Genomic DNA, 25,241 nt, shown 5'->3' with positions numbered 1-25,241 from the left:
AAGTTGTTTTACCATGGTCAACGTGACCAATTGTACCCACGTTTACGTGTGGTTTATTACGTTCAAACTTGGCTTTAGCCATGATGATCTTCCTTTATAAACTGCTCATGAGGGTCGCCCATGAGCACTTGGTTTTTAACTAAATTTTAGTTGGGTAATATAGTAATCGAAAGATTACTCGTCGTCACCTTTTTTACCGCCAGCTTGGAACTTAGCGATGATGCCTTCAGCCACGTTACGTGGAGTTTCAGCGTATTTAGCGAATTCCATAGAGTAAGTCGCACGACCTTGAGACATAGAACGCATTTGAGTCGCGTAACCAAACATCTCAGCAAGTGGAACTTCTGCTCTAATTGCTTTCGTTCCGCCAGGAAGATCGTCCATACCCTGAACCATACCACGACGACGGTTTAAGTCACCCATGATATCGCCCATGTAGTCTTCTGGAGTTTCTACTTCAACTTTCATGATTGGTTCAAGAAGGATAGGATCTGCTTTCATGAAACCGTCACGGAAAGCGTATGAACCTGCCATTTTGAACGACAATTCATCAGAGTCGACATCGTGGTAAGAACCGTCGAATAATGTCGCTTTGATACCCACAACAGGGTAACCAGCCAATACACCATTCTTCATACGTTCTTGAATACCTTTATCAACCGCACCAAAGAATTCTTTAGGTACAGTACCGCCGACAACTTCTTCAGCGAATTCGTATTCTTTACCAGCTTCTTCAACATCCATAGGCTCTAAACGAACATATACATGACCGAATTTACCTTTACCACCTGTTTGACGAACAAACTTACCTTCTTGTTCAACAGACTTTTTGATGGTTTCACGGTAAGCAACCATTGGTTTACCAATGTTCGCTTCAACGCTGAACTCACGCTTCATACGGTCAACGATGATGTCAAGGTGAAGCTCACCCATACCAGCAATAATTGTTTGACCAGATTCTTCGTCTGTACGAACGCGGAACGATGGATCTTCTTTCGCCAAACGACCTAAAGCGATTGACATTTTTTCTTGGTCAGCTTTAGTTTTTGGTTCAACAGCCAATGAAATTACTGGCTCTGGGAATTCCATACGCTCAAGAGTAATGATGTTTTTCTCATCACATAATGTATCACCCGTCGTAACGTCTTTAAGACCTACACACGCTGCGATATCACCTGCACGGATTTCATCAAGATCTTGACGTTCGTTCGCATGCATTTGCACGATACGACCGATACGTTCACGCTTAGATTTAACTGGGTTATAAACCGGATCACCTTGTTTAAGAACACCAGAGTAAACACGTACGAATGTTAAGTTACCTACGAACTTGTCGTTCATGATTTTGAACGCAAGTGCAGAGAACGGAGCTTCGTCAGATGCTTCACGAGATGCTTTAGTTTCATCTTTGTCGTCAAGGATACCTTCAATTGCTTTAACTTCTGTAGGAGAAGGCAAGAATTGAATTACAGCATCCAACATACGTTGAACACCTTTGTTCTTGAACGCAGAACCACAAAGCATAACTTGAATTTCAGATGCTAATGTACGAGTACGTAAACCAGCGATGATTTCTTCTTTAGAAAGATCGCCTTCTTCTAAGTACTTGTCCATTAACTCTTCAGATGCTTCAGCCGCAGCTTCAACCATCTTAGTACGCCATTCTTGAGAAAGCTCAACAAGCTCAGCAGGAATTTCACCGTATTCGAACTTCATACCTTGAGATGCTTCATCCCAGATAATCGCTTTCATTTCGATAAGGTCAACTACACCTGTAAATGTATCTTCAGCACCGATTGGCACAACGATAGGTACAGGATTACCGCCTAAACGCGTTTTAACTTGCTCAACAGCACGGAAGAAGTTTGCACCAGTACGGTCCATCTTGTTCACGAATGCTAAACGAGGCACTTTATATTTGTTTGCCTGACGCCATACAGTTTCAGACTGAGGTTGTACGCCACCAACTGCACAGTAAACCATGCACGCACCGTCAAGAACACGCATAGAACGTTCAACTTCAATTGTGAAGTCTACGTGTCCCGGTGTATCAATTACGTTGATACGGTGTTGTTGGAATTGGTTAGCCATACCAGACCAGAAACAAGTTGTAGCAGCAGAGGTAATTGTAATACCACGCTCTTGCTCTTGTTCCATCCAGTCCATTGTTGCTGCACCGTCGTGTACTTCACCGATTTTGTGAGATACACCTGTGTAGAACAAAATACGTTCTGTTGTAGTTGTTTTACCTGCGTCAATGTGCGCAGAAATACCGATGTTACGGTAATTACTAATTGGGGTTTGGCGAGCCATGATGTCTACATTCCTAAATGTTATATTTAAAACAGGACGCATCAATTAAATTGATGCGCACGAATATCCAAGCAGGCAACTTAAATACCCGCAAAGCCTCCACTTTGATAGAGAGCGATGTTGAATCGAGCTGCAGTACGCATGAATATTCTCCTGATTAGGGACTGTTTTATCCGCTTAGAAACGGTAGTGAGAGAAGGCTTTGTTGGCTTCAGCCATACGATGCACGTCTTCACGTTTTTTGATCGCTGCACCTTTACCTTCAGCTGCATCAAGCAACTCACCAGCAAGACGTAAAGCCATCGTTTTTTCAGAACGCTTAGCAGCAGCATCTACTAACCAACGCATCGCTAGAGCAGTACGACGGGATGGGCGTACTTCCATAGGTACTTGATAAGTAGCACCACCAACACGGCGTGCTTTTACTTCAACCATAGGACGAACTTTTTCAAGAGTAGTCTCGAAAAATTCAACTGGGTCTACTTTGTTTTTTTCTTGAACGCGGTCTAAAGCACCGTAAACGATACTTTCAGCAATAGATTTTTTACCATCTTGCATTACGTGGTTCATGAATTTAGCGATTGTTTGGCTGCTAAATTTTGGATCTGGAAGGATCTCACGAGCAGCGACTACGCGACGTCTTGGCATTTTAATACACCTAATAATATGACACTTCAGGATAATCCAGCAGTTTGTACAAGTGTCATGTACATGACGCTGGCCTTACTATACGTCGCTTGAATTACAAATCTATGAAGAATTCAAACAAGCGAAACGCTAAAGGGTTGCTTGGGCTAGTTTCCTAGAATTACTTCTTAGGACGCTTAGCACCGTATTTAGAACGTGACTGGTTACGATCTTTAACGCCAGCACAGTCTAAAGAACCACGAACGGTATGGTAACGTACACCTGGTAAGTCTTTAACACGACCACCACGGATAAGAACAACACTGTGCTCTTGTAGGTTATGACCTTCACCACCGATGTAGCTAGATACTTCAAAACCTGAAGTTAAGCGAACACGGCAAACCTTACGCATTGCTGAGTTAGGTTTTTTAGGTGTAGTAGTATAAACACGTGTACATACACCACGACGTTGTGGACAAGCCTTCAACGCAGGAACTTTTGATTTTTCAACCAAAGTCGTACGACCCTTACGGATCAACTGATTTGTTGTTGCCATTTGGCAATTCTCCCGTTATTAAACAACCTTAAAAAAAGAAAATGACCTCTTTTTAAGGGCACATAATTGTAAGCTAAGAAGTAAAAATGGTCAACATTGTTAGTGCTGACCATTTCTTGGGTTTGTTGTGTTTTTGCTGTCTAAAACATCACACTACGATTAGCTATGTTTTGTTGAAGCAGGCTCGACATCGATTGATTTCTGCTCCGTAGTGACTTCTGTTTCATCATCATCAAAAGCCACCTCCTGTTCTGCCTTTAACGCAGGTTGTTGTTCCGCATGTTCATGTTCAACCACATGCTGTTGTGCAAGCTGTTGAATTCCCTCTTCTACTTTTTCATCAACCGGTGTTTTAACTGCATCCGTTTCTTTTGTTTGCACCGTTACATGGGTAATCACCTCATTTTTTGAGGTTTCAGATCCTAAGCCCTGCTTAGCCTTTTCCCCGGTTGCATTTAATAAACGCGGCGTCGCCTTTTTCAACAAAGTTTCAGCTTTATAGTATGCCTCTAATGGAGAAATATTTTCATTCGGATGCTCATTTAAATAGAAACGAGCGGCACCAAAAATAGATTGGGATTTATGCCCAACATCTTCCAGCAGTCTCCAGCTATAAAAACCACTTAAAGCTGCGCCAGCCACAGGCGTCAGTTTAGCCACGACTGAAACCTGAGGAACACGGTTTAACCATCCAAATTTAAACTGACCTTGTTCATCTACCAGCCATTTTTTGACTAAATCAAAATCATTATTTGATCCAAGCAATTGTTGAAACTGTTGCAGGTCATGCGTTTCCAGCATAGATTTCAAGGCTTTTAATGCAACCAATAAGGTTTGTTTTTCAGCAACCAGACTCAAATCAATCTCTTTAAAGATGAAAGCAACAATCTCTTGATCCGCCTCTTCTGACAAATCAAAGCCATGGGAACGCCCAGTCTGATAAATCGTTCTTAGGGTCAAAACAATCGATGCAGGAATATCAATAGCTGCCCCCCACACACCTGTCGCCCCTGTTACCGCCCCCTGAACTGCGGCCAGCAATTTGTTTTGTTCAATCAGCGCCTGACTCAAACGTTGCGAACGTCCCGTATCTTTGGTGAGCTCGATAATGTCCTTCACCCCTGCTTCTTCAAGGATTTTCTCCGTCAGGGAACTATTCGAACTAAACTCATTCAACCATTGGAATAAATAGTCAGATGCTTTTTCCCCCAGATCAGGAGACACAAAAGAGGCAATACTGTTTACACGAGTGTAATGACGACCTAGAAACTGATGTGAAAGTTTCGGAAATTGCTGGCGTAACATTTGTTGCGGGCTTTCATATTTTTCCACTTCAAAAGGGCTTTTAAAACGTGCTTTTCCTTCAATGGTATTTGATGAATGTGCAAGATCGGCTCCAGAGGTGATCGGTGCCACTTGCAGTTTTTGTAATTCTGAACTGAGCTTTTTAGCCACTCCAAAGGCTTGTGCAAATAAACCTGAAGATTGCTTGTTTTTAGATTTTGTCATCAAGTACCTCTGTTGTGTAATCTGTGCATTTCTAGGTAAATACTAGGTTGAATGCAGATTTATCTCAACTTTTATGTGTGTACTTTCATTACGTTTCGTCACCAGAACTGCAATATTTACGAATATTTACACAACTGGAAATAGGCATAAGATTTGCCATAAGAAATAAAAAACCTTTCTGCTATCATGGTGTCATTCACTCATAAGCCATTCTAATCGTTATTTTCTCCTGATTTGTATTCATAGCGAGATGCACAGGGCTTAAGTATTACCATAAAAGGGATCTGTAAATGAAACGTGTTGTAATCACTGGTATGGGCATCAACTCATGTATCGGTAACTCTTTAGAAGAGGTCACTCATTCTCTAAAAAATGGAATCTCAGGCACACGTTTAAACCCAACTTATGCAGAACTGAATTTCAAGAGCCATGTTAGCGCTGCAGCTGAACAGGATTTTGATGGTATTGATCGCAAACTGAAACGCTTTATGGGCGTTTGTGCAATGTACGCCTATAATGCAGCAGTCGCAGCAGTTGAACATGCTGGTCTGAAGCAAGAAGATTTGGCAAATAATCCACGTTACGGCATTGCCGGTGGTTCAGGCGGTAACTCAACGGCCTCTGTTGCAGAGATGATCAAACTGTTAGAAGAAAAAGGCGCGCGCAAAATCGGTCCTTTTTTCGTGCCGCGTAATATGTCAAACACCATTACTGCAAACGTCGGTGTTGCCTTTAAACTTCAAGGTGTGGCGCATTCGATTACCAGTGCATGTGCAACATCCGCGGATGCAATTGGTTATGCCTACAACCTGATCCAATTAGGTAAACAGGATTTAATGCTTGCGGGTGGTGGTGAAGAAGATCACTGGTCACAAAGTTTGCTGTTTGATGCGATGGGTGCATTGTGTTCAAAATATAACGACACACCAGAAACTGCCTCACGTCCATATTCAAAAGACCGTGACGGTTTCGTGATTGCTGGCGGTGGCGGTTTCGTTGTACTTGAATCACTTGAACATGCCCAGGCACGTGGAGCAAATATCCTTGCCGAAGTGGTGGGTTATGCTGCCAATAGTGATGGTGCCGACATGGTTGCACCAAGTGGCGAAGGTGCAACACGCTGTATCATCATGGCACTGGATGAAGCAAAGCAGCATGGCGTCGAGCACATTGACTATGTCAACACACATGGTACGTCAACACCAGCAGGTGATGTGACTGAGCTTAAAGCCATGGAACGTGCATTTGGTGAAGGTCAGGTTCCGCCGCTCAGTTCAACCAAATCGATGACAGGTCACAGCTTAGGTGCTGCAGGTGTTCAGGAAGCGATTTATTCTGTATTAATGATGCAAAATGACTTTATTGCACCGAACATCAACGTAACCGAGCTTGATGAAGGCGCACAAGGTTTCGATATTGTACTTGAAAAACGTGATGCAAAACTGAATACTGTAATGAGTAACAGTTTTGGCTTTGGCGGTGTAAACGCCTGCCTTATTTTCAAGAAGTGGGATGCGTAATCCCGCTTAGCAGGATTATCGATGGATGCACCTTCTAATGCTTTCTTGTGGGTAAAAGCATTACATATTATTGCCGTGGTTTGCTGGTTCGCTGCTTTGTTCTACTTACCACGCCTTTATGTTTACCATGCCATGAGTGAGGATGCCGTCAGTCATCAACGCTTTGAAGTGATGGAACGCAAGTTATATCGCGGAATCATGTGGCCGTCTATGATTGCCACATTAATTACTGCCCACTTTCTGGTCGACTGGGGTGATGCAACCCGACATTATCATGAAGCCTTATGGTTTTACCTCAAGGTCGGGCTAGTCGGTCTCCTGGTGATTTACCATCTGGTGTGTGGTTATTATCGTAAAAAACTGATTGGCAATGCCCACTACAAAACACATAAGTTCTGGCGCTTCTTTAATGAGATGCCGACCCTGATCTTATTTGCGGTGGTGATTCTGGTTGTTGTAAAACCTCAGTTCTAACTGAGGTTTTTTTATTTTAGAATTCAATACATCCTATCAATTATCATACTTGAATTTCAGATGATCAAAGCACTTCAACAGGCGCGAAGACAATTACACAACTGGTTCATTGCAAATTTGGTCGTTTATCTCAAAATGAATCAGTTTCGCTATCGCGGCTTAAGTTCTGGCGAGATTGAAATTGCACGTCCTGTGTTTGGTGACCTGATTGATTATGCACAGGTCAGAGTTTTTAATATTCCCTATTTGCCCTGGCAACCCGTGAATATGTTTATGGCACCGAATGGCAACTTATTTGTACATCAAAAATATTTTAGTGCTGATTATTCAACGTGCTCTCTTCCCTTACAAGGGATTTTTATTCATGAACTGGCCCATGTTCTACAGTTTCAGCAACAGACTCCTGTCATTTTTAAAGGGGCAATTCTGCAATTGGGCCACTATCTCAGTTGTAAAATATACGATCCTTATCAATATCAATTCGAACCCGATAAAGCCTTCTCCAGCTATAACATCGAACAGCAGGGTGATATTGCACGCGATATCTTTTTCAAGAAAATCCCTAATATTATTCTGAGACAATAAAAAAGCCCTGTCATTGATCTACAGGGCTTTTTAAGTTAAAGCATCGCAACGGGTCTTATGCAGCTGTGCCTTTACGAGTTTCATTGCTAGGTTCATGATCAACATCCATATCTGTTGTAAAATCTACACGCATTGCATCCTTGACAATGGTACCCATACGACCGAAGCCGATCGCTAAACCTAAAGCGATCACTGGCAATAAAATTGTTGAACTCATAATCTCTCACCTCACGTTATTCAAAAGAGAATCTGATATTTAAGCTTGTGGCTCTTGTTCACGGAACATGACGGTACCAATACGACCAACCACAACCGCTAAACCAAACGCAACAACTGGAAATAATAGAACTGACATATTAACCACCTCTTCATTTAAGTGTTGTAATACACCTGAGTGATCTCAAAATGTATAACCCTTCACATTAATCCGGATCATAGCAGTGCACAAATGTGCACTCAAGTGTAGCAAAGATATTCCCGATAAACGGTATATAAAACACTCAAAATGAAATCAACCAATTGAAATAAATCTTTTTTTATAAAGTACAGTTGTTTCCGATTTTTGAATATTCTTTAACAGACTTATTAAAGCTGCTCTTTTTATTAGAAATTTTAGAATTTATTGCGCTTGTCACTGGGATGTCATCTCAATAGGCGAAGATGACATGAAAAAAACTTGATGTGGTTATATTCAATTTATTCACAATCATGCACCATAACTACCTAAACATTGAGAAATGTTGCTTTTTCATACAGAAAAACTCGTTATTTTTACGCAGAAAAATGTGCATTTAGTATATATTAGTAAACTTGTCATTTTTCTTTAAGATATAAAATGTTTGGCGCCATGATATACAATCGTTTTTAACAACTATACTTATATAAATCAAAAACTTGTGTATCAAAACTTGTTAAGACTTAGGATTAGGTTTGAATGAAAAATTTTAAAATTGCCCTTGCTCAGTTCTCTCCGCATATTGGCAATGTTGACTCAAATACTCAAAAGATGATTGAGCAAGCAAATTTAGCGAAACAACAACAGGCTGATTTGATCATCTTTCCAGAACTTTCAACCATCGGTTACCCTGCGGAAGATTTAATTCTTCGCCCAAATCTTCAAAAACGCACTCAAAAAGCTTTTGCTCAGTTAAGTGAAGTAAAAGACATCGTGATGGTATTTGGCTTTGTGCACCAGACTGAAGATGGTCATCGTTATAATTCTGCTGCGGTGATGAAAGACGGTCAGGTATTGGGTGTTTATAACAAACATAACCTGCCAAATTACGGCGTGTTTGATGAAAAACGTTACTTCCAGGAAGGCCACCAGCACCTTGTTTTTGAATATTTAGGACACAAATTCGGTGTCTTGATTTGTGAAGATGTCTGGTCACTCAATACCGTCAAGCAACTCAGCCAGCTCAATGTTGAAACCGTACTGGTCTTGAATGCTTCTCCTTATGAAGTAGGTAAACCACAACACCGTATTCAGACGCTAAATGAATTGGCGAAACAGTTGCACCTCAATATTGTTTACGTTAACCAGGTTGGCGGACAAGATGACCTGATCTTTGATGGTTCCAGCTTTGTCAGCAACAACAATGGCCAACTTGCACTACAGGCTCCAAGTTTCCAGGAAGCTGTTCATTTTGCTGAATATGATGCAGAGCAAAAACAGTTCAAAACGGCAGAAGCGATTCCTGCGCTGGAAACCTTTGCTGAAATTTATCAAGCATTGGTCATGGCAACCCGTGACTATGTACAACGTTCAGGTTTCCCAGGTGTTATCCTAGGACTGTCTGGCGGGATCGATTCGGCATTAACGCTGGCCATTGCAGTCGATGCAATTGGTGCAGACAAAGTACAAGCCGTGATGATGCCATACACCTATACGTCACAAATGAGCGTCGAAGATGCGACTGAGCAGGCGCGTCGTATGGGCGTGACTTTCGGTATTGCCGAAATTCACCCAATCGTGAACAGCTTCATGCAAACCCTGTTCCCGTTCTTTGGCAACTCACCGGCTGACGCCACTGAAGAAAACCTGCAAGCCCGTACCCGCGGCACCCTACTCATGGGCTTATCCAACAAGTTTGGAAACCTCGTGCTTTCGACAGGCAACAAGTCTGAGATTTCTGTAGGCTATTGCACCCTTTACGGTGACATGGTGGGTGGCTTCTCGGTACTTAAAGATGTCTACAAAACCATCGTATTTGAGTTGGCTAAATACCGTAACACGCTGGAAGACACCCCTGTTATCCCGGAACGTGTTATCACCCGCCCACCATCAGCAGAACTCCGTCCAGATCAAAAAGATCAGGACTCATTACCTGCTTATGATGTACTTGATGCTATCTTGTATGCTTATATAGAAGAAGATCTTAGCCAGGCCGATATCATTGCCAAAGGTTATGAAAGCGATGTAGTCGAAAAAGTAATTCGCCTGGTGGATCGTAATGAATACAAGCGTCGTCAGGGCGCGATTGGGCCGCGGATCAGTTCACGTGCTTTCAGTCGTGAACGACGCTACCCGATCGTCAACGGATGGACCGCGAATGACTGAAAAAATTGTTTCTGAAAAGTCACAATTACTTGCTCAAGCACTTTTGCTTGAGCAAGTTAAGTTTTATAAAAATCAACTTACAACACAACTTTCCGCTGATTTCTTCCAGCAATTTATCCAGCTCTTTCTGCAACATGCACCCAATATTCAACTCAAAGAAGTGGTCGAATTAGCGCAGATTCAGGCTGTAGTCAAACGTTATGCTTTTGAAATGCAGTTGGGTGCAGGGCTACTGGAATTTATTGGAGAGATCGCACAAAGACTGCATGTGTTCTCGCTACAATCATCCGCCCAGTTACAAGATATATTTTCAGACCATCAGTTTGAAATGTGGCTGTCCAAGTTTCTGGAACTTGAAAATATCCGTCATTATTTAAACCAGTTTCTAAAAGAAAGCCCTTCTATTCAGCAATTGTGCCAATACATTACGACTACAACCTTACAAAACAAACTCCCTAAATTATTTACTCAGTCAGATGACGATAGAATTTCAGAAAGTAAATATGAGTGGCAACAAAAACTAAAAAGCTTTTCACATCGCCAGCAACAGCGTATTGAACAGAAAATTGAAGAAAGTATTGCCCGGTTTATTCAAGAACAGCTGGCCGATCTTAGCCTGCTGTCTAATGACGATCTGGAAAGTCTGGCGCGTAATGTCTGGGACGACAATAAAGCCAAACCTTTATCAGAATATACCAAACAGGTCACACCACTGGATGTGGAAGAATTCTTTGTCATGATTTATGAATACTGGAAAGAATTACGCCAGTCTGCTTTCATACAGGATTTAATCCTCTACGGTGTCAAAGTCTTTTATGATTTCTATAAAGATGAAAGTCTGGCCGATGTCTTCGCTGCAATTGGCTTGGAAGAAGCAGACCTACTGAATGAAGCGGTACGTTTTTATCCAAAAGTTGTGGTCGCTTTAGACCAGCACGGTGTACTCGAACCGATCATTACCCTGATCCTGAAACCGTTCTATGACAGCGCTGACACGCTCGCAACCATCGAAAAACACCTATAAAAATAAAGCCTGTAAATAGATCATTTACAGGCTTATATACGTATCAATTATTTTCAAATCATACAGATAAAAAGAAACCACGCAGGAGCGTGGTTTTTAAAATGGTGGCTATGACGAGACTTGAACTTGTGACCCCCGCATTATGAGTGCGGTGCTCTAACCAACTGAGCTACATAGCCGTAAACTGTGTGCGCATTATCTAGTGTTATATGCAATGGGTCAAGTCTATGATCTTGAAAACAGAAGACATATGCGTGGTTTTTGCACAAAGATATTATCAACTGTATATTTTTAACTCAAAGCCTGTTCTGATAGCAATTTCCACCTCATCTTCCAGCTGATATTGCTCTGTACACATCTTTTCGGCTTAATGTTTTTCCCGATAAGACGCGTAGGAACAGCCAATGCACGCCACCATAATCATGATAATTGCCAGAATCTGGTAAAGATTCAATGCTTCTCCCAAAATGCACCATGCAGCCACGGCGCTAATGGCAGGTGAAGCGCTGAGTAACATGCCGAACACATGTGCAGCCAGTCTTTTCATCGCCACAATATCCAGCAAAAAAGGAATCATGCTTGAGAATAAGGAAACAAATACGCAGGTAAAGAAGACCTTATAGGAGCTCACCACTAAATCTAAATGCTGAAAACCCACAGGAAGAGCACATAACGCCGCCACCAACATTCCGACGGCGACAGAACTGCCACCCGCTGAAGCGACTCGTCGTCCATAGATGATATACAGCCCCCAGCAAATCGCCGCCGCCAATGCCAACCCCATGCCTTGATAACTAAAATTCTGGTTAACGCCTCCCAATGGCAATATGACGATTCCAATCAATGCACACCCCGCCCACAGCAGGTCCTGCTTACGCTTGGACATTAACATCGCAACAGTCAACGGACCGAGAACTTCAATTGAAATTGCAAGACCAACAGACATATAAGCAAAAGCTTTATAAACCAATACATTCATTCCACTGATAAACATGCCGTAAATCACCAGATTGCGCCAGTTGGTCTGCTGATAGAAAAGTTGCCACGGCCTGAAAATAACACAGAGAAGAATGGCGGATATGCCAAGACGAACCAACGCGACTGTTTCTGGACCTAAAACCGGAAACAGGGTTTTGGCCACTGATGCCCCGATCTGTACAGACACCAACGATAATGTCGCAGCGAGAAATGCAATGCTTTGTCTCGAATCCAGTCCGACCATGACTACGCCCTGTAATATAGAGATGCAATTTTAATTCACAGATTGCCGTTTAATTCTGCAATTTTATGCAAGAATACGAGTAAATTACGCTTTATTATTCTTAGGATGAGAGATTTAATCGTGTCAGATATTTCATTGGATCAGTTCGATTATGCAATTTTGAGACAATTGCAACACGATAATAAAATGTCACATCGGAAAATAGCCGAACTGGTCAATCTCTCCCAAGCGTCAGTACAACGGCGTATTGCCAGGCTTGAACAAGAACAGGTGATTGAAAAAAATTGTGCCGTACTCAACCCCAAAAAGTTTGGAGAAAAGATCACTTCAATTATTGAGGTGCGTTTAGCAGAAGACCGTTCTATTGTGATGGATCGGGCCAAACAATATTTTGCCCATGTCGATGAGATCCAGCAGTGTTATTTCGTCAATGGTGGCGTTTCTTTTATTATCATTATGATTTCCGATACCTTATCCCATTTTGAGGCGTTGGTACGCAAGCACTTTGCAGATAATCAGGATGTCAGCACTTATCGGACACTGATCGTTTTAGATCGGGTCAAAGTCGGATTAGAATTATCTATTTAAAAACAGCAGATAAAAAGAGACCACGCAGGAGCGTGGTCTATAAAATGGTGGCTATGACGAGACTTGAACTTGTGACCCCCGCATTATGAGTGCGGTGCTCTAACCAACTGAGCTACATAGCCGAAAACTGTGGGCGCATTATCTTAACTTTCGCTACACACGTCAAGCACAATTTTCAAAAAATTTAAGAAGTGGGCCTATAAGCCGGGTTCTGTCGAGGACGATCATTCCTCTAGGCGTACAATCACTCATACGCTCAAGCGACCTACCCGAATCCAGCACGGGCCGTGCCTCAGGATTCCTATTTGGTCTTGCTTCAGGTGGGGTTTACCTTGCCGTGAACTGTTACCAGACACGCGGTGCGCTCTTACCGCACCCTTTCACCCTTACCTCACGAATGAGGCGGTCTACTCTCTGCTGCACTTGCCGTCGGCTTTCGCCGCCCAGGCGTTACCTGGCACCTTGCCCTTTGAAGCCCGGACTTTCCTCCCCTGCTTCAGTCACGGAGACCTCCACAGCAGCGACCGTCCGGCCCACTTCGTGGCGCATCTTACCAAAGTTCGCTGTTAATTGCTTGCATTTTTTTGCGCAGTCAGCTTTTTATATTTCTCCATCAACTCATCATGCGATTCCACATGCTGAGGATCTAGCGGAATACAATCGACTGGGCAAAATAACTGACACTGTGGCTGATCATGATGTCCGATGCACTCTGTACAGAGTGCAGGATCAATCTCATAAATCAGCTCACCCATATAAATGGCTTCATTGGGACAGACAGGTTCACAGACATCGCAGTTAATGCATTCATCTGTAATATATAAAGACACGTTACCAACCTTGTTGATGTTTACGTTCAAAGGCCTCGACCACAACGGCAGGCACAAATTTGTTTACATCACCTTTTAAACGGGCAATTTCTCTCACCAGTGTTGATGAAATAAATGAATATTGCTCAGATGGAGTTAAAAAGACCGATTCAAAATGTGGATCAAGCTGACGGTTCATATTGGCCAGTTGAAATTCATATTCAAAATCTGAAATTGCTCTTAAACCACGTAGTACAGCTGTCGCACGCTGTTCACGGAAAAAATTGACCAGTAAGCCATCAAAACCTACAAACTCAACATTGTTCAAATGACTGAGTGAGGCTTTTGCCAATTCAACACGCTCTTCTAAACTAAATACCGGATTTTTATGATGACCAATCGCAATGGCAACCACAACTTCATCAAACATTTTTGATGCTCTTGCAACCAAATCAACATGTCCATTGGTTATTGGATCAAAAGTCCCCGGATAAATCACACGTGTTTTAGACATGCGGTGTACTCTAGTGAATGAGATAAGGTGCGTATTTTAACAAATCTTCAGCCTAAACGCGAAATTCCTAAACATTGGAAAAAGATTGCGTTTTACGGCACAATAGAAGCAATTGTGGAAGTTTGAATTATGGCGCAAGCAACAGTAGTGAAGAAACATAATGGTGGCACGATTGCTCAAAACAAAAGAGCGCGCCACGATTACTTTATCGAAGAAAAATTTGAAGCAGGCATGTCTCTCCAAGGCTGGGAAGTAAAATCCCTACGCGCTGGGCGTATGAGCCTGACGGAAAGCTATGTCATTTTTAAAAATGGTGAAGCTTATTTATTTGGTTCACAAATTCAGCCGTTACTGTCTGCATCAACACATGTGGTTCCAGAAGCAACCCGCACCCGCAAGTTGCTGTTGTCTCGCCGTGAGCTGGAAAAGCTACTCGGTGCAGTCAATCAAAAAGGTTATTCATGTGTACCATTGGCATGTTACTGGAAAGGTCATCTGGTCAAGCTTGAAATTGCCCTAGTAAAAGGTAAGCAATTACATGACAAGCGTGCGACTGAAAAAGATCGTGACTGGCAGCGTGATAAAGCACGTATCCTGCACAAATAAAAAAAACCTCCAATTGATGGAGGTTTTTTATTTCGATCTTCAACTTACACATGTTTGAGTCTTAACTCAGCCAGATATTGGCCAAACTTACGTGCTGTTTCCAGATCACCTTCTGGCGGCGTTACTTCAACACTGGCATTATCTGATTGCGTCATTAAACCGAGAAAGCTCGACATCCGGTTAATATCCGATTGACCACGTCCAGTGGGCATAAACGGTAAACCTGCCCATAACATGCCATGCTGCATTGCAAATAAATTAATCTGCTGCAACACGGCCAGCTTATCACCGCTGAGTCCACCGCCATTGGTAAAACCGGCAGCCAGTTTGCCTTGCCAGGTACGTGCCAACCAGCGTTTGGAGGAATCTTCCATAAACTGTTTCAAGGCAGAAGTTAAGCTTCCCATATAGGTTGGACAGCCCATGACAATCACATCCGCCTGATCAAGTAAGTCCCATTGCGGTGCAGCCACAGACAACAGATGCACTTCGGCACCTGCCTGCTCTGCGCCCTGAGCAATGTATTGCGCAACTTTGGCCGTGTGCCCATAAGGACTGTGATAAACCACACACACTTTGACCTGGGAAGAATTCAACTCAATAACAGACATGGAAAATTTAAAAAACCAAGGAATTAGATCAAGTTTAACATTTTTAAATGCGACAAGGCCAATCGGCAATGCAATGCCGGCAATTTATTGCATAAATACAAAGCTGGCCATGCGACCGGTTTTGGCATCACGGCGATAGGAAAAGTAATCCTCAGCTTGCTGATACGAACACTGATCACCACCCAGTACCGTTTCCACGCCCAAACACTTTAAGATAAAACGTGCAATTGCATACAGATCTGCCTGATATTTACCCTCGATCTGCCCTGCCATAAATGCAGATGCCAGTTCAGGATATTTCTCACAGAAAGCAGCCTTAACTTCTGCTCCGACTTCAAAGCATGGCTGGCTGATAGCCGCGCCTAACCATGCCCAACTCGGCTGAGACTTCATTTCAGCGATTGTATTTTCCACAATGCCTGCCGCCAAACCGCGCCAGCCTGCATGCAGATTGGCAACTTCAGTCCCTTCAGCATTGCCCAAGACTACAGGCAGACAATCAGCTGTCATCATCATTAAGGCATGACCTGCACGTTGTGTGACCAGACCATCTCCCTCTAGGGCAACAAATGGAATTTGTTCATTCACGGTATGACAAATGGTGCTGTGGGTTTGCGTCATCCAGGTGATTTTATCCACGCCGAATTCACTCAGTTGATTCAGCAAGATCATACGATGTTGCTGAACACGCTGCGTCTCATCATTCACATGTAAAGCCAGATTAAACCCCGACAAACTCTGATTTGGCGTTGCGACTGTGTCTGGATGTTCAATGCTTGTTTGGCCGACAAAAACACCTTGGGGCAGACCTTGTACAAATTCCATAAATATCTCCGGAATTATCCTTTCGACCGCCCCCTCCTTAACCCTCTCCTTTAACGAGGAAGATTTGGAGGGAACTAGAGCTTCAATTAATAGGCTTCATTTTCACTGCGTAGCACTTCAATCAGTTGCGTGAAGTCTTCCGGCCACGGTGCTTCAAACATCATTTCTTCGCCTGTACGCGGATGCACCAGACCGAGTTTGGCTGCATGTAAGGCCTGACGCTTAAAGTTACGCAGCATATCTGTTAATTTCGCTGAAGCGCCCGCAGGGAAACGCACACGGTTGATATACACCGGATCACCAACCAGACCATGCCCCAAATAGCTGAAATGGACACGGATCTGGTGGGTACGTCCTGTTTCAAGCTGTGCCTGTACACGGGTAAAGTCACGGAAGCGTTCTTTCACATTATAATGTGTCACTGCATCACGACCGCCTGGCAAGATTGCCATTTTGACACGATCAACCGGATGGCGTTTGATTGGCTCATCAATGGTCCCACCCGCGATGATATTGCCGTAGGCAATCAGATCATAAACACGATAAACCGTTTTCTTTGCCAGTTGCTTGCTGAGTGAAAACTGAGCTTCCAGATTTTTAGCAACCACCAGTAAACCACTGGTGTCTTTATCAATACGATGTACCAGACCGGCACGCGAAAGTTCGGCAAGTTTTGGCTCATGATAAAGCAATGCATTCACCAAAGTTCCAGATGGATTGCCTGCACCCGGATGCACCACCATCCCGACTTCTTTATTGATCACGATAATGTCGTCATCTTCATAGACAATATTTAATGGAATATTTTCTGGCTGGCTTGAGGTTTGGGCTTCAAGCTCGACCTCAAGCGTCAGTAGCTCATTTCCTTCGCAGCGGTACTTTGGCTTAACAATGTTACCATTTACCAACAGATGACCATCTTTCATCCATTGCTTGAGTTTTTCCCGTGAAAACTCGCTCCAGACCAATGCGGCAACCTGATCAATACGTTGGCCTAAATAGTTTTCATCGAGTTGAATTTGCAACGATAAACGTGTTGCAGTTGAGTCAGAATTATGATTATCTGCATCGACAGAATCTTCGAGTAAGAAATCTGTTTCAGAGATGTTTGAATTGGAAGATTGTGCTGAAGTCATTTGATGATCGGTACAAAAATGGTTTAATAGCACCATTGTAGCTCATTGCCCAGAATAACAGAGGAGTTTTTATGTCGCTACCACGTTATAAAATTACGGTGCTTGCACTATCTTTAGGTGTAGCGTCTGCATTTGTGGGCTGTAGCAGCAATCCAAGCAAGAAAGAAGTGGTCGATAAAGGACCACAATCGAGTGAACAAGTTTATTTTGAAAAAGCCATAAAATCACTTGAACGCAATCAATATACAGATGCAGTCAAGTCACTTGAAGCACTAGATACTTATTATCCGACAGGACAATATACGCAACAGGCACAGCTTGAGCTGCTTTATGCGAAGTTTAAACAAAAAGATTATGAAGGGACGATTGCGCTTGCAGACCGTTTCATTCGTTTAAATCCTCAACATCCTAATGTTGATTATGCCTACTATGTTCGTGGTGTAGCCAACATGGAAATGAACTACGACAGTCTGATTCGTTATACCTCTTTACAGCAATCACACCGTGATGTGAGCTACGTCAAACTGGCTTATCAAAACTTTGTCGAGTTAATTCGTCGTTTCCCAAGCAGCCAGTATTCTGTGGATGCTGCACAGCGCATGAAATTCATTGGTCAGGAACTGGCTGAAAGTGAAATGAATGCAGCGCGTTTCAATATTGAGCGTAAAGCATGGTTGGCTGCGGCTGAACGTGCGCAATGGGTCATTGAACATTATCCACAAACCCCACAAACTCCTGAAGCATTAGCGACTTTGGCTTATAGCTACCAGAAGTTGGGCGATCAAGCGACCTCTCAACAATATATTGAGATCTTAAAACTCAACTATCCAAACCTAGTCAAATCGAATGGTGAAGTGAATTTACGTGCTGCACGCAAAGAAGGTAGCTGGGTCAACCGTGCCACTTTAGGTCTGTTAGGACGTGAATCAAAAACCGTTCAGGTGAAAGAACAAGCCAAAAGCGATACGGAACAACGTAGCTTAACCAACCGCTTAAGTTTTGGTCTACTGGATAAACCTGAAACCGAAGCAACCGCTGAGCCAGCACCTGTGGCTGCTCCGGAAGCACCAGCAAGCACAGACAAACCAAGCTGGAAAAACCGTTTAAGCTTTGGCCTGCTAGACAAGCCAGAAGCAAAAACCACGACTGAGGATGATGCTACAAACTAATTTGCAATCATCTGATACAGCAAACAGGCAAGTCTCCCTTGCCTGTTTTTTATTTTATGCAACAATGAGTGCTGACATTTTTGCAGAGCAACGATGTTTTATTTTCTGTCTGAAATGGTTTAACGCACATGGCAATTCCTCAACATACGATTGATCAGATTCTAGATCGAACCGACATTGTCGATTTGATCGGTCAGCGTGTGAAGTTAAAAAAGACGGGCCGTACCTACTCCGGCTGTTGTCCATTTCATCAGGAAAAATCACCGTCTTTCCATGTCTATCGTGACAAGCAGTATTATCACTGCTTCGGTTGTCAGGCCAATGGTAATGCCATTCGTTTCCTGATGGATATTGATGGTCGTAACTTTGTTGATGTGATGAAAGAGCTGTCCAACAAGACAGGCATTGAGCTTCCAAAAGATAATCACGACAATAAAAAACTCTCCTATAAGCGTAGCCCCCAACAGACCACAGTCGCTCAACCGGTAAAACCAGCACCGCAAAATCCAACGCCCCCACCTGTGATTGATGACTTTATCGATGGTCATTTTGTCGATATGGATCGGGTGATGGATGATCCTTTCGCCCAGTTTGATCCCGCATTCAGCATGGATGAACAGGTACAGGAAGGTAATCTTTATGATCTGCTGGAAAATGTGACACAGTTTTATGAACGTCAGTTACCGAATAGTCAAAAAGCCCAGCACTATTTCAGACAACGTGGCCTCTCGGCACAAACCATCCAGTTTTGGCGTTTAGGTTATGCACCAGAAGACTGGCAACATCTCGAAAAAGCCTTTCCACAAGATATTGAAGGCTTAAAACAGCTCGGCCTGATTCGCTCAAGCGACAGTGGCCGGGATTTTGACTTATTGCGCGAACGGGTCATTTTCCCGATTCGCGATCATAAAGGTCGTGTGGTCGGTTTTGGTGGTCGTGCACTCAATGACGAGATTAAACCGAAATATATCAACTCACCCGACTCGGAAGTGTTTCATAAAAACCAGTTGCTTTACGGTCTATATGAAGGGCGCAAACTGAAAGCCAATGACTGGTTAATGGTCGAAGGCTATATGGATGTAATTGCGCTACAGCAATATGGCATCAATGGTGCTGTCGCAACACTTGGAACAGCCAGTAATGCTGATCATTTAACCACCCTGTTTAAACAGAATTCTCGAATTACGATTGCCTTTGACGGAGATGCCGCAGGACAAAAGGCCGCACGACGCACGCTGGAAATTGCACTGCCACTGCTAAACGATGGCCGTGAATTAAAATTCTTTGTTTTGCCTAATGAACATGATCCTGACTCGCTGATCCGCCGTGAAGGTCTGGAAAACTTCCAGAAATTACTGCAACAAGCGCCGTTGTTATCTGACTTTGTGTTTGCCCATTTAACCGGACAGCATGACGTCAGCACACCTGAAGGCAAAAGCCTGGTGATGGGTGAACTACGTGAACTGACTGAATTGTTGCCGAAGCATGGCTCATTCCGTTATTTGTTGAGTCAATCCTTCCGTGAAAAGCTAGGGTTAGGAAAACGTTTTACCCCACAAGTCAGCCATGATGCCTCATTATCTTTTAACATTCAGACCAAAGATGAAGATTTCGCGGTGGCGATTTTGATGCACCATCCCTTCTTGTACATTCATTTTGAAGAATTACGCGCGGTGATTGATCAGGATGAACTGTTGGCAAAAATTTTAGCCGTATTGAATATTGTGTTTGATGAATTGCCAGACGATCAGGAGTTGGCAACTTATTATGTGCTGGGAGCATGTAGTAGTTATAGCCATGAACTGGCTGATATCATGCAACGCACTAATATTCAGTCTTTAACTCAGGCACCTGAAATTGCAGATAAACTTGCCAAAGAATATGCATTAGGTTTACAAGAAAAATATCTGCGCTTAAAGCTTAAATCACCGATTTCCTTGATTGAATCACGCAATTTGCGTCAACAGCTGAATGAGTTAACCAAACAGATTAGTTTGCGACTGTTGTCTTAGTACCGTAGCGTTACTGTCTCGGCTTACGTTCATGGTCAAACACATCTTGTAAATGCTGCTGTAGCCATTCGAAATAATCCGGATTTTCTGCTTTAGCCGCTTCTCTTAGCAAGATTGAGGTCGGATGCATTAACTTCTGGGTTAAACGATGCGCGAACTCTTGTAACACCTGCTCGGCGGCATGACCATGCTGCAATGATTCCATCGCATGAGCCAGCTCTTTTTGACTGATTTCTTCACTATGCTGGCGATAGGCCTGAATCGTACCACTCGCCTCTTTGACTTTTTGCTGGGTCATCAACTGGGTTGCCAATTGATTGACCATAATCTCGGCTTCAACCGCTGCCTGACGACGTTGTGCCAGATTTTCATCAATCACACTTTGCAAATCATCAACGCCATACAAATACACGTTATCCAGTGATTCAACTTTGGGATCAATATCACGTGGTACCGCTAAATCGACCATCAGCATCTGTTGATAACGACGTTTTTTCAATGCTGTTTTGACGTCTGAATATTCAATCACTTGATGCAAACTACCTGTACAACTCGAGATGACATCTGCTCGATGCAAATTCTGTGCAAGTTCCGTAAAAGGAATAATTTCAACATCGACCTGATGGGCAATTTCCTGTGCCAGAACATCGGCACGTTCACGGCTACGGTTACAGATCAGGATTTTCGCCACCCCCATTTCCGCAAGGTGTTTGGCGACCAAACTGTTCATCTCTCCCGCAGCTACCACCATTACGGTCAGTTTTTCCGGACGACTAAACACTTGCAATGCCAACTGAGCAACGGCATAACCCATTGAAACGGCATGACTTCCCACAGAAGTTTCAGAACGGACCCGCTTGGCTGCATAAAAGGCATATTCAAAGACACTATTCAGTTCAGGCGAAACGGTTTCTGCCTCTTTTGACAGCGCCAAGGCACTTTTTACCTGTCCTAAAATCTGCGGTTCACCCAACATCAACGAGTCCAGACCACTGGCTACACGCATCAAATGTGTAACAGCCTGAGCATTCTCGTAACGATAAACATGATGAATTAACTGTTTTACATCAATATTATTCACTTGGGCCAGCCAGTTCAGGACACTTTCCGCATCTTCTGTCATGGCATAGACTTCGGTACGGTTGCACGTCGACACCACCACAAGATCATTCAAGGATGACTTCTGGTTTTGTTCAAGCAATAGCGCAGCTAATCGCTCTGCATTGAAAGCAATTTGTTCACGAAGTTCAACAGAAGCTGTTTGATGGTTGACACCCAATGCAAAGAAAGACATATCAGATCATCATTTCGCTAAATTTATGTTATTGTGCAACATCGGTGTCATAAAAAGCATTACTTTGGATCAATAAAAATTGCGTCAGCTATATCGCCGTACCCTTTTTAGCGGCAAGACGATTAGACGGTATTCTACCACAATCTTGTTGTTAGGTAGCATGAGCTCTTATGTCTCTGCACAAGCAATACACGACATGTATGCAGATAACAGCTTTGAAAATGCTTTACAACAAAGCATGATTGCTGAATTTTCTCTTGCTTATGATGATATTGCAACCGCTCTACACAATTATACGGTGCTTGCTATTCGTAGTAATTCAACCACAATCAAGCAGCGCGCCTTAGATGTTGCCTTAGAATATAATGACTTACAGTCTGCCTTGGACATTGCAACCCACTGGGTAGAGCAAGAACCCAAAGATGTACCTGCTCTATTTTACTTATCGCATATCGCCCTCAAAACACATGAGTACGAGCTGGCTGCAAAAACGCTGGATAAAATTTTAAATATTGATCCGACTGCCGATCTGGAAGAAATTTTAGCCGGGATTGCCCCCGAACAGGCGCAAGATCGCGAAGTGCTGTTAAATGCCCTGCGTGCCAGCGAAGAGCGTAACAATCCCTCTATTCTGGCCTTGATTGCAGGTTTAGAAGCGCAAGATGGTTTGTACGAACAGGCGCTTAAAAATATCAATCGGGCACTTAGAAAACGCTCAAAAACCACCAGTTTCATTTTAATGAAAGCCAATCTGCTTATGGCTTTGCAAGATGATGAAGAAACACAGAAATGGTTTGCCAAGGCAAGTCGAAAGAATAAAAACAATATTGATATTCGTCTGGCAGAAGCACGCTATTACATTCAGATCAACCAGCAGCAGCAAGCTTTAGACAAACTTGAAGATATCATTAAACATCATCCCAAAGCGGAAGAAGCTCTGTTTATTGCAGGTTTGACCAGTATTGACTTGAAGCAATATGAAAAAGCCGAGCAATATCTGGTGGAATTACGGTCATCCGCCAAATATCAAAATGAAGCCTATTACTATCTGGCGATCAATGCCCAGCGCAAACAGCATTATGAAACGGCCAAGGCTTATTATCGTCTGGTCGATGGTAGCCTTTATATCGTTTCCCGACGCAACATGATTGCGATTTTTGAGAAACAGGAACAGCTCAATGATGCCTTACGCTTTCTGACACAGGAACGTGTTAACTATCCGCAACATGCCAGTTTCCTGTATCAGGCACAGGCAGATATTCTCAAAAAAATGGATAACAAAAAGGCCGCTTTGGCTTTGCTGGATGAAGCCATCAAGAATTTGCCTGACGATCCGGAACTGATTTATGCCGAGGTCCTGTTGCTCGACCCATACACAGATCGGGACAAATTAGACAAAACCTTAAAACAATTACTGGTTCTTGAACCCAATAGCCCAACTTATCTAAATGCGTATGCCTACACCTTAGCTTTGCAAAACCGCCGCCTCAAGGAGGCGCGTAAATACGCCGAACTGGCACTGGACTTTGCACCAGAACAGGCATCAATCCTCGATACACTCGGCTATATCGCTTTCTTACAGAATGACTTTGATACTGCTGCCAAAGTACTCGGTCAGGCGTATTCACTGAGTCAAAATGTGAATATCGGTGTTCGCTATGCCAAAGCCTTGTATATGCAAGGCGCACTCACGCAATTTAGCGAGGTGTTACAGCAATTGAAACAAAAACATGCCAATGCCCCACAATTACAACAGCTTGATAGCTTAATCTTACCCATCACTGTAAAAAAGAGTTAAATCCATGCGCGTGTTTTCAAAATTATGCTTTGCCGTGTGTAGCAGTAGCATTTTATTTTTAACGGGTTGTCAGAGTCTGAGCCAGCCCAATAAAGTGATTGCCTCACCACAAGTACAAGATGAAAATAATTTTAACCTGCAAGGTAAAATCGGCGTACGCACCCCCCAACAATCTGGCAGTGCATTTTTCACATGGGTACAACAACAGGATCAGTTTAATATTGAACTGACCGGTATTCTCGGCGTAGGTAAAACCCAGATTGAGGGCAAACCAGGTCAGGTCACTTTAAATAGCGCCAAAACAGGCTTGATTACGGCCACCACACCAGAAGAGTTACTTGAAAAAGCAACAGGTTGGCAAGCGCCGATCATGCATCTTGCCTACTGGATACAAGCCAAACCCGCAACCCAGAATGCTCAGGTGAGTAAAGATGAGCAAAATCGTCTTAAACAACTGGTTGAAGATGGCTGGAACGTAGATTTCAGTTATAACGATGCACAAACGCTTCCGAATAAGCTTTTGTTGAAGCAAGCTCTTGCAGATGGTAAAGAAAACCGTATTACAATGGTGATTCAAAACCGATAATTTTTTAGATTATTTTTTATGATTAGAGTGCCTTCCCCAGCCAAGCTGAATTTGTTTCTGCATATCACCGGTCGTCGTGACAATGGTTATCATGAATTACAGACCATTTTTCAGTTGATTGATTTATACGACTGGATGACTTTTGAACCGCATGCGGAAGAAAATATTCAGATTGAAGGTCTGGCAGAAGTACAACTCGAACAAAATTTAATCTATCGCGCTGCACAGTTATTACGTCCGCATGCCAAAAAACCATGTGGGCTGAATATCCGGATTGAAAAAAATATTCCGATGGGTGCTGGGCTCGGTGGCGGTTCGTCCAATGCCGCGACCACCCTGATTGTGCTGAACCAGCTCTGGCAATGTGGCTTAAACGAGCAACAACTCGCCGACTATGGTGTACAGCTGGGTGCGGACGTTCCGATCTTTGTTTTTGGCCGCAATGCTTGGGCTGAAGGCATCGGTGAACATTTATCATTCATAGACTTAGCTCAAAAAAAATTCATAATCCTGAAACCTGACTGTTTTATCAGCACTCAACAGCTTTTTTCGCAAAAAACATTGACAAGAGACTCTAAGATCACTAAATTTTGCGCCTATCAGATAGAACCTTCTAATTTTGGAAATAACTTTGAACCTCTGGCTCGACAGTTATACCCTGAAGTAGAAGAAGCAATGCAGTATTTAGATCAGTTTGGTCGAGCAAAGCTTACAGGTACAGGTGCTTGTGTTTTTATTGAAGTAACCTGTGAAATGGATACAGCGCAAATTTTGCAAAACTCGCCTTGTAAATCTTACTTGGTCAACAGTTTAGCAGAGTCTCCGTTAAGACATTTTTCAGTTACACGTTAGGGGCGTCGCCAAGTGGTAAGGCACCGGGTTTTGATCTCGGCATCCGTTGGT

Annotated in this window: 24 protein-coding genes, 2 tRNA genes, 1 other RNA gene and 1 pseudogene; 12 read left to right on the top strand and 16 right to left on the bottom strand. The window is 43.1% G+C overall.

Annotated elements, in window-relative coordinates; genetic code table 11:
• The 5 genes and pseudogenes from ACNQO6_RS14525 to ACNQO6_RS14505 all read right to left on the bottom strand — a co-directional run.
• Window positions 1-82 (bottom strand): annotated as a pseudogene (locus tag ACNQO6_RS14525) (hypothetical protein); the annotation flags it as partial.
• Window positions 83-174: 92 nt separating this feature from the next.
• On the bottom strand, window positions 175-2,313 hold the full coding sequence (gene fusA, locus ACNQO6_RS14520; protein WP_440209407.1) for an elongation factor G: 2,139 nt from the start codon (window positions 2,311-2,313) through the stop codon (window positions 175-177).
• Between the two features lie 177 nt (window positions 2,314-2,490).
• On the bottom strand, window positions 2,491-2,961 hold the full coding sequence (gene rpsG, locus ACNQO6_RS14515; protein ID WP_004655203.1) for a 30S ribosomal protein S7: 471 nt from the start codon (window positions 2,959-2,961) through the stop codon (window positions 2,491-2,493).
• Between the two features lie 160 nt (window positions 2,962-3,121).
• The gene (rpsL, locus tag ACNQO6_RS14510) at window positions 3,122-3,496 is read right to left on the bottom strand and encodes a 30S ribosomal protein S12 (protein ID WP_000246374.1); all 375 of its coding nucleotides are present in this window, start codon (window positions 3,494-3,496) and stop codon (window positions 3,122-3,124) included.
• Window positions 3,497-3,655: 159 nt separating this feature from the next.
• Window positions 3,656-5,005 (bottom strand): EcsC family protein, encoded by a 1,350-nt coding sequence (locus tag ACNQO6_RS14505; protein WP_440209406.1) that lies wholly within the window; start codon window positions 5,003-5,005, stop codon window positions 3,656-3,658.
• A 290-nt stretch (window positions 5,006-5,295) separates the two neighbouring features.
• On the opposite strand from ACNQO6_RS14505, the gene ACNQO6_RS14500 reads away from it, so the two are divergent.
• From ACNQO6_RS14500 to ACNQO6_RS14490, 3 genes are read left to right on the top strand one after another with little or no spacing between them, the layout of a single operon-like run.
• Window positions 5,296-6,525, top strand: a complete 1,230-nt coding sequence (locus tag ACNQO6_RS14500; protein WP_343579197.1) for a beta-ketoacyl-ACP synthase II — start codon at window positions 5,296-5,298, stop codon at window positions 6,523-6,525.
• Window positions 6,526-6,546: 21 nt separating this feature from the next.
• Window positions 6,547-6,999 (top strand): CopD family protein, encoded by a 453-nt coding sequence (locus tag ACNQO6_RS14495; protein WP_440209405.1) that lies wholly within the window; start codon window positions 6,547-6,549, stop codon window positions 6,997-6,999.
• Window positions 7,000-7,059: 60 nt separating this feature from the next.
• Complete coding sequence (locus tag ACNQO6_RS14490; protein ID WP_440209404.1) at window positions 7,060-7,584, top strand: hypothetical protein; 525 nt, start codon at window positions 7,060-7,062, stop codon at window positions 7,582-7,584.
• 55 nt (window positions 7,585-7,639) lie between these two features.
• Here ACNQO6_RS14490 and ACNQO6_RS14485 read toward each other — a convergent pair whose 3' ends face one another.
• Window positions 7,640-7,801 carry a hypothetical protein gene (locus ACNQO6_RS14485; RefSeq protein WP_440209403.1) on the bottom strand — a complete coding sequence of 54 codons (162 nt, stop codon included), beginning with the start codon at window positions 7,799-7,801 and terminating at the stop codon, window positions 7,640-7,642.
• A gap of 717 nt (window positions 7,802-8,518) precedes the next feature.
• On the opposite strand from ACNQO6_RS14485, the gene ACNQO6_RS14480 reads away from it, so the two are divergent.
• Both ACNQO6_RS14480 and ACNQO6_RS14475 read left to right on the top strand, forming a co-directional pair.
• Window positions 8,519-10,144 (top strand): NAD+ synthase, encoded by a 1,626-nt coding sequence (locus ACNQO6_RS14480; RefSeq protein ID WP_343579194.1) that lies wholly within the window; start codon window positions 8,519-8,521, stop codon window positions 10,142-10,144.
• The gene (locus tag ACNQO6_RS14475; protein WP_440209402.1) at window positions 10,137-11,168 is read left to right on the top strand and encodes a hypothetical protein; all 1,032 of its coding nucleotides are present in this window, start codon (window positions 10,137-10,139) and stop codon (window positions 11,166-11,168) included. The genes ACNQO6_RS14480 and ACNQO6_RS14475 overlap by 8 nt, the downstream gene beginning before the upstream one ends.
• 102 nt (window positions 11,169-11,270) lie before the next feature.
• On the opposite strand, the gene ACNQO6_RS14470 is transcribed toward ACNQO6_RS14475, so the two are convergent.
• A tRNA-Met gene (locus tag ACNQO6_RS14470) sits at window positions 11,271-11,347 on the bottom strand.
• A gap of 188 nt (window positions 11,348-11,535) precedes the next feature.
• Window positions 11,536-12,390 (bottom strand): EamA family transporter, encoded by an 855-nt coding sequence (locus ACNQO6_RS14465; RefSeq protein ID WP_343579192.1) that lies wholly within the window; start codon window positions 12,388-12,390, stop codon window positions 11,536-11,538.
• Window positions 12,391-12,510: 120 nt separating this feature from the next.
• Here ACNQO6_RS14465 and ACNQO6_RS14460 point away from each other — a divergent pair, with 120 nt between their 5' ends.
• Window positions 12,511-12,978: an Lrp/AsnC family transcriptional regulator gene (locus ACNQO6_RS14460; RefSeq protein ID WP_009507109.1), complete on the top strand. Its 468-nt coding sequence runs from the start codon at window positions 12,511-12,513 to the stop codon at window positions 12,976-12,978.
• Window positions 12,979-13,023: 45 nt separating this feature from the next.
• Here ACNQO6_RS14460 and ACNQO6_RS14455 read toward each other — a convergent pair.
• The 4 genes from ACNQO6_RS14455 to coaD all read right to left on the bottom strand — a co-directional run bounded on the left by ACNQO6_RS14455 (window position 13,024) and on the right by coaD (window position 14,301).
• Window positions 13,024-13,100 (bottom strand) — tRNA-Met (locus ACNQO6_RS14455).
• Between the two features lie 62 nt (window positions 13,101-13,162).
• An RNA gene (rnpB, locus tag ACNQO6_RS14450) (RNase P RNA component class A) lies at window positions 13,163-13,518 on the bottom strand.
• 26 nt (window positions 13,519-13,544) lie between these two features.
• Complete coding sequence (locus tag ACNQO6_RS14445) at window positions 13,545-13,808, bottom strand: YfhL family 4Fe-4S dicluster ferredoxin (protein ID WP_241335112.1); 264 nt, start codon at window positions 13,806-13,808, stop codon at window positions 13,545-13,547.
• A 1-nt stretch (window position 13,809) separates the two neighbouring features.
• The gene (gene coaD, locus ACNQO6_RS14440) at window positions 13,810-14,301 is read right to left on the bottom strand and encodes a pantetheine-phosphate adenylyltransferase (RefSeq protein ID WP_004770918.1); all 492 of its coding nucleotides are present in this window, start codon (window positions 14,299-14,301) and stop codon (window positions 13,810-13,812) included.
• Window positions 14,302-14,430: 129 nt separating this feature from the next.
• Between coaD and smpB the strand changes: the two genes are divergently transcribed.
• Window positions 14,431-14,907, top strand: coding sequence for an SsrA-binding protein SmpB (gene smpB / locus ACNQO6_RS14435; RefSeq protein ID WP_005229036.1), 477 nt, complete (start codon window positions 14,431-14,433; stop codon window positions 14,905-14,907).
• Between the two features lie 44 nt (window positions 14,908-14,951).
• Here smpB and ACNQO6_RS14430 read toward each other — a convergent pair whose 3' ends face one another.
• From ACNQO6_RS14430 to rluD, 3 genes are all read right to left on the bottom strand, one after another.
• Entirely contained in the window at window positions 14,952-15,518 is a 567-nt protein-coding gene (locus ACNQO6_RS14430; protein WP_005283927.1) for a flavodoxin family protein, read from the bottom strand.
• Window positions 15,519-15,602: 84 nt separating this feature from the next.
• A complete protein-coding gene (gene pgeF / locus ACNQO6_RS14425) occupies window positions 15,603-16,343 on the bottom strand; it encodes a peptidoglycan editing factor PgeF (RefSeq protein ID WP_440209401.1) in 741 nt (246 codons plus the stop codon).
• A gap of 86 nt (window positions 16,344-16,429) precedes the next feature.
• Entirely contained in the window at window positions 16,430-17,479 is a 1,050-nt protein-coding gene (rluD, locus tag ACNQO6_RS14420) for a 23S rRNA pseudouridine(1911/1915/1917) synthase RluD (RefSeq protein ID WP_440209411.1), read from the bottom strand.
• A gap of 71 nt (window positions 17,480-17,550) precedes the next feature.
• On the opposite strand from rluD, the gene ACNQO6_RS14415 reads away from it, so the two are divergent.
• Entirely contained in the window at window positions 17,551-18,648 is a 1,098-nt protein-coding gene (locus ACNQO6_RS14415) for an outer membrane protein assembly factor BamD (protein WP_440209400.1), read from the top strand.
• Between the two features lie 128 nt (window positions 18,649-18,776).
• Window positions 18,777-20,660, top strand: a complete 1,884-nt coding sequence (locus tag ACNQO6_RS14410) for a DNA primase (protein WP_440209399.1) — start codon at window positions 18,777-18,779, stop codon at window positions 20,658-20,660.
• Window positions 20,661-20,670: 10 nt separating this feature from the next.
• Here ACNQO6_RS14410 and hemA read toward each other — a convergent pair whose 3' ends face one another.
• A complete protein-coding gene (hemA, locus tag ACNQO6_RS14405) occupies window positions 20,671-21,954 on the bottom strand; it encodes a glutamyl-tRNA reductase (RefSeq protein ID WP_440209398.1) in 1,284 nt (427 codons plus the stop codon).
• A gap of 79 nt (window positions 21,955-22,033) precedes the next feature.
• Between hemA and ACNQO6_RS14400 the strand changes: the two genes are divergently transcribed.
• Genes ACNQO6_RS14400 through ispE form a run of 3 tightly spaced genes read left to right on the top strand, consistent with a single transcriptional unit; the run spans window position 22,034 to window position 25,190 of the window.
• Complete coding sequence (locus tag ACNQO6_RS14400; protein ID WP_440209397.1) at window positions 22,034-23,752, top strand: tetratricopeptide repeat protein; 1,719 nt, start codon at window positions 22,034-22,036, stop codon at window positions 23,750-23,752.
• Window positions 23,753-23,756: 4 nt separating this feature from the next.
• Window positions 23,757-24,338: a lipoprotein insertase outer membrane protein LolB gene (lolB, locus tag ACNQO6_RS14395; RefSeq protein WP_440209396.1), complete on the top strand. Its 582-nt coding sequence runs from the start codon at window positions 23,757-23,759 to the stop codon at window positions 24,336-24,338.
• Between the two features lie 18 nt (window positions 24,339-24,356).
• A complete protein-coding gene (ispE, locus tag ACNQO6_RS14390) occupies window positions 24,357-25,190 on the top strand; it encodes a 4-(cytidine 5'-diphospho)-2-C-methyl-D-erythritol kinase (RefSeq protein WP_440209395.1) in 834 nt (277 codons plus the stop codon).
• The last annotated feature ends 51 nt before the right edge of the window (window positions 25,191-25,241 follow it).

The sequence above is a fragment of the Acinetobacter calcoaceticus genome (genome assembly GCF_051947995.1).
GTDB lineage: Bacteria > Pseudomonadota > Gammaproteobacteria > Pseudomonadales > Moraxellaceae > Acinetobacter.
The sequence above is the reverse complement of the archived record's forward strand: the minus strand, read 5'-3'. Positions and strand labels throughout refer to the sequence as shown.

What these genes read in the sequence shown, in the direction of transcription:
- ACNQO6_RS14430 (WP_005283927.1), bottom strand. Translation starts at nt 15,518, where the DNA reads ATGTCTGTTATTGAGTTGAATTCTTCCCAGGTCAAAGTGTGTGTGGTT.
- rpsG (WP_004655203.1), bottom strand. Translation starts at nt 2,961, where the DNA reads ATGCCAAGACGTCGCGTAGTCGCTGCTCGTGAGATCCTTCCAGATCCA.
- ACNQO6_RS14465 (WP_343579192.1), bottom strand. Translation starts at nt 12,390, where the DNA reads ATGGTCGGACTGGATTCGAGACAAAGCATTGCATTTCTCGCTGCGACA.
- ACNQO6_RS14410 (WP_440209399.1), top strand. Translation starts at nt 18,777, where the DNA reads ATGGCAATTCCTCAACATACGATTGATCAGATTCTAGATCGAACCGAC.
- pgeF (WP_440209401.1), bottom strand. Translation starts at nt 16,343, where the DNA reads ATGGAATTTGTACAAGGTCTGCCCCAAGGTGTTTTTGTCGGCCAAACA.
- hemA (WP_440209398.1), bottom strand. Translation starts at nt 21,954, where the DNA reads ATGTCTTTCTTTGCATTGGGTGTCAACCATCAAACAGCTTCTGTTGAA.
- coaD (WP_004770918.1), bottom strand. Translation starts at nt 14,301, where the DNA reads ATGTCTAAAACACGTGTGATTTATCCGGGGACTTTTGATCCAATAACC.
- ACNQO6_RS14500 (WP_343579197.1), top strand. Translation starts at nt 5,296, where the DNA reads ATGAAACGTGTTGTAATCACTGGTATGGGCATCAACTCATGTATCGGT.
- rluD (WP_440209411.1), bottom strand. Translation starts at nt 17,479, where the DNA reads ATGACTTCAGCACAATCTTCCAATTCAAACATCTCTGAAACAGATTTC.
- ACNQO6_RS14495 (WP_440209405.1), top strand. Translation starts at nt 6,547, where the DNA reads ATGGATGCACCTTCTAATGCTTTCTTGTGGGTAAAAGCATTACATATT.
- ispE (WP_440209395.1), top strand. Translation starts at nt 24,357, where the DNA reads ATGATTAGAGTGCCTTCCCCAGCCAAGCTGAATTTGTTTCTGCATATC.
- ACNQO6_RS14415 (WP_440209400.1), top strand. Translation starts at nt 17,551, where the DNA reads ATGTCGCTACCACGTTATAAAATTACGGTGCTTGCACTATCTTTAGGT.
- ACNQO6_RS14480 (WP_343579194.1), top strand. Translation starts at nt 8,519, where the DNA reads ATGAAAAATTTTAAAATTGCCCTTGCTCAGTTCTCTCCGCATATTGGC.
- lolB (WP_440209396.1), top strand. Translation starts at nt 23,757, where the DNA reads ATGCGCGTGTTTTCAAAATTATGCTTTGCCGTGTGTAGCAGTAGCATT.
- ACNQO6_RS14505 (WP_440209406.1), bottom strand. Translation starts at nt 5,005, where the DNA reads ATGACAAAATCTAAAAACAAGCAATCTTCAGGTTTATTTGCACAAGCC.
- ACNQO6_RS14485 (WP_440209403.1), bottom strand. Translation starts at nt 7,801, where the DNA reads ATGAGTTCAACAATTTTATTGCCAGTGATCGCTTTAGGTTTAGCGATC.
- fusA (WP_440209407.1), bottom strand. Translation starts at nt 2,313, where the DNA reads ATGGCTCGCCAAACCCCAATTAGTAATTACCGTAACATCGGTATTTCT.
- ACNQO6_RS14490 (WP_440209404.1), top strand. Translation starts at nt 7,060, where the DNA reads ATGATCAAAGCACTTCAACAGGCGCGAAGACAATTACACAACTGGTTC.
- smpB (WP_005229036.1), top strand. Translation starts at nt 14,431, where the DNA reads ATGGCGCAAGCAACAGTAGTGAAGAAACATAATGGTGGCACGATTGCT.
- rpsL (WP_000246374.1), bottom strand. Translation starts at nt 3,496, where the DNA reads ATGGCAACAACAAATCAGTTGATCCGTAAGGGTCGTACGACTTTGGTT.
- ACNQO6_RS14475 (WP_440209402.1), top strand. Translation starts at nt 10,137, where the DNA reads ATGACTGAAAAAATTGTTTCTGAAAAGTCACAATTACTTGCTCAAGCA.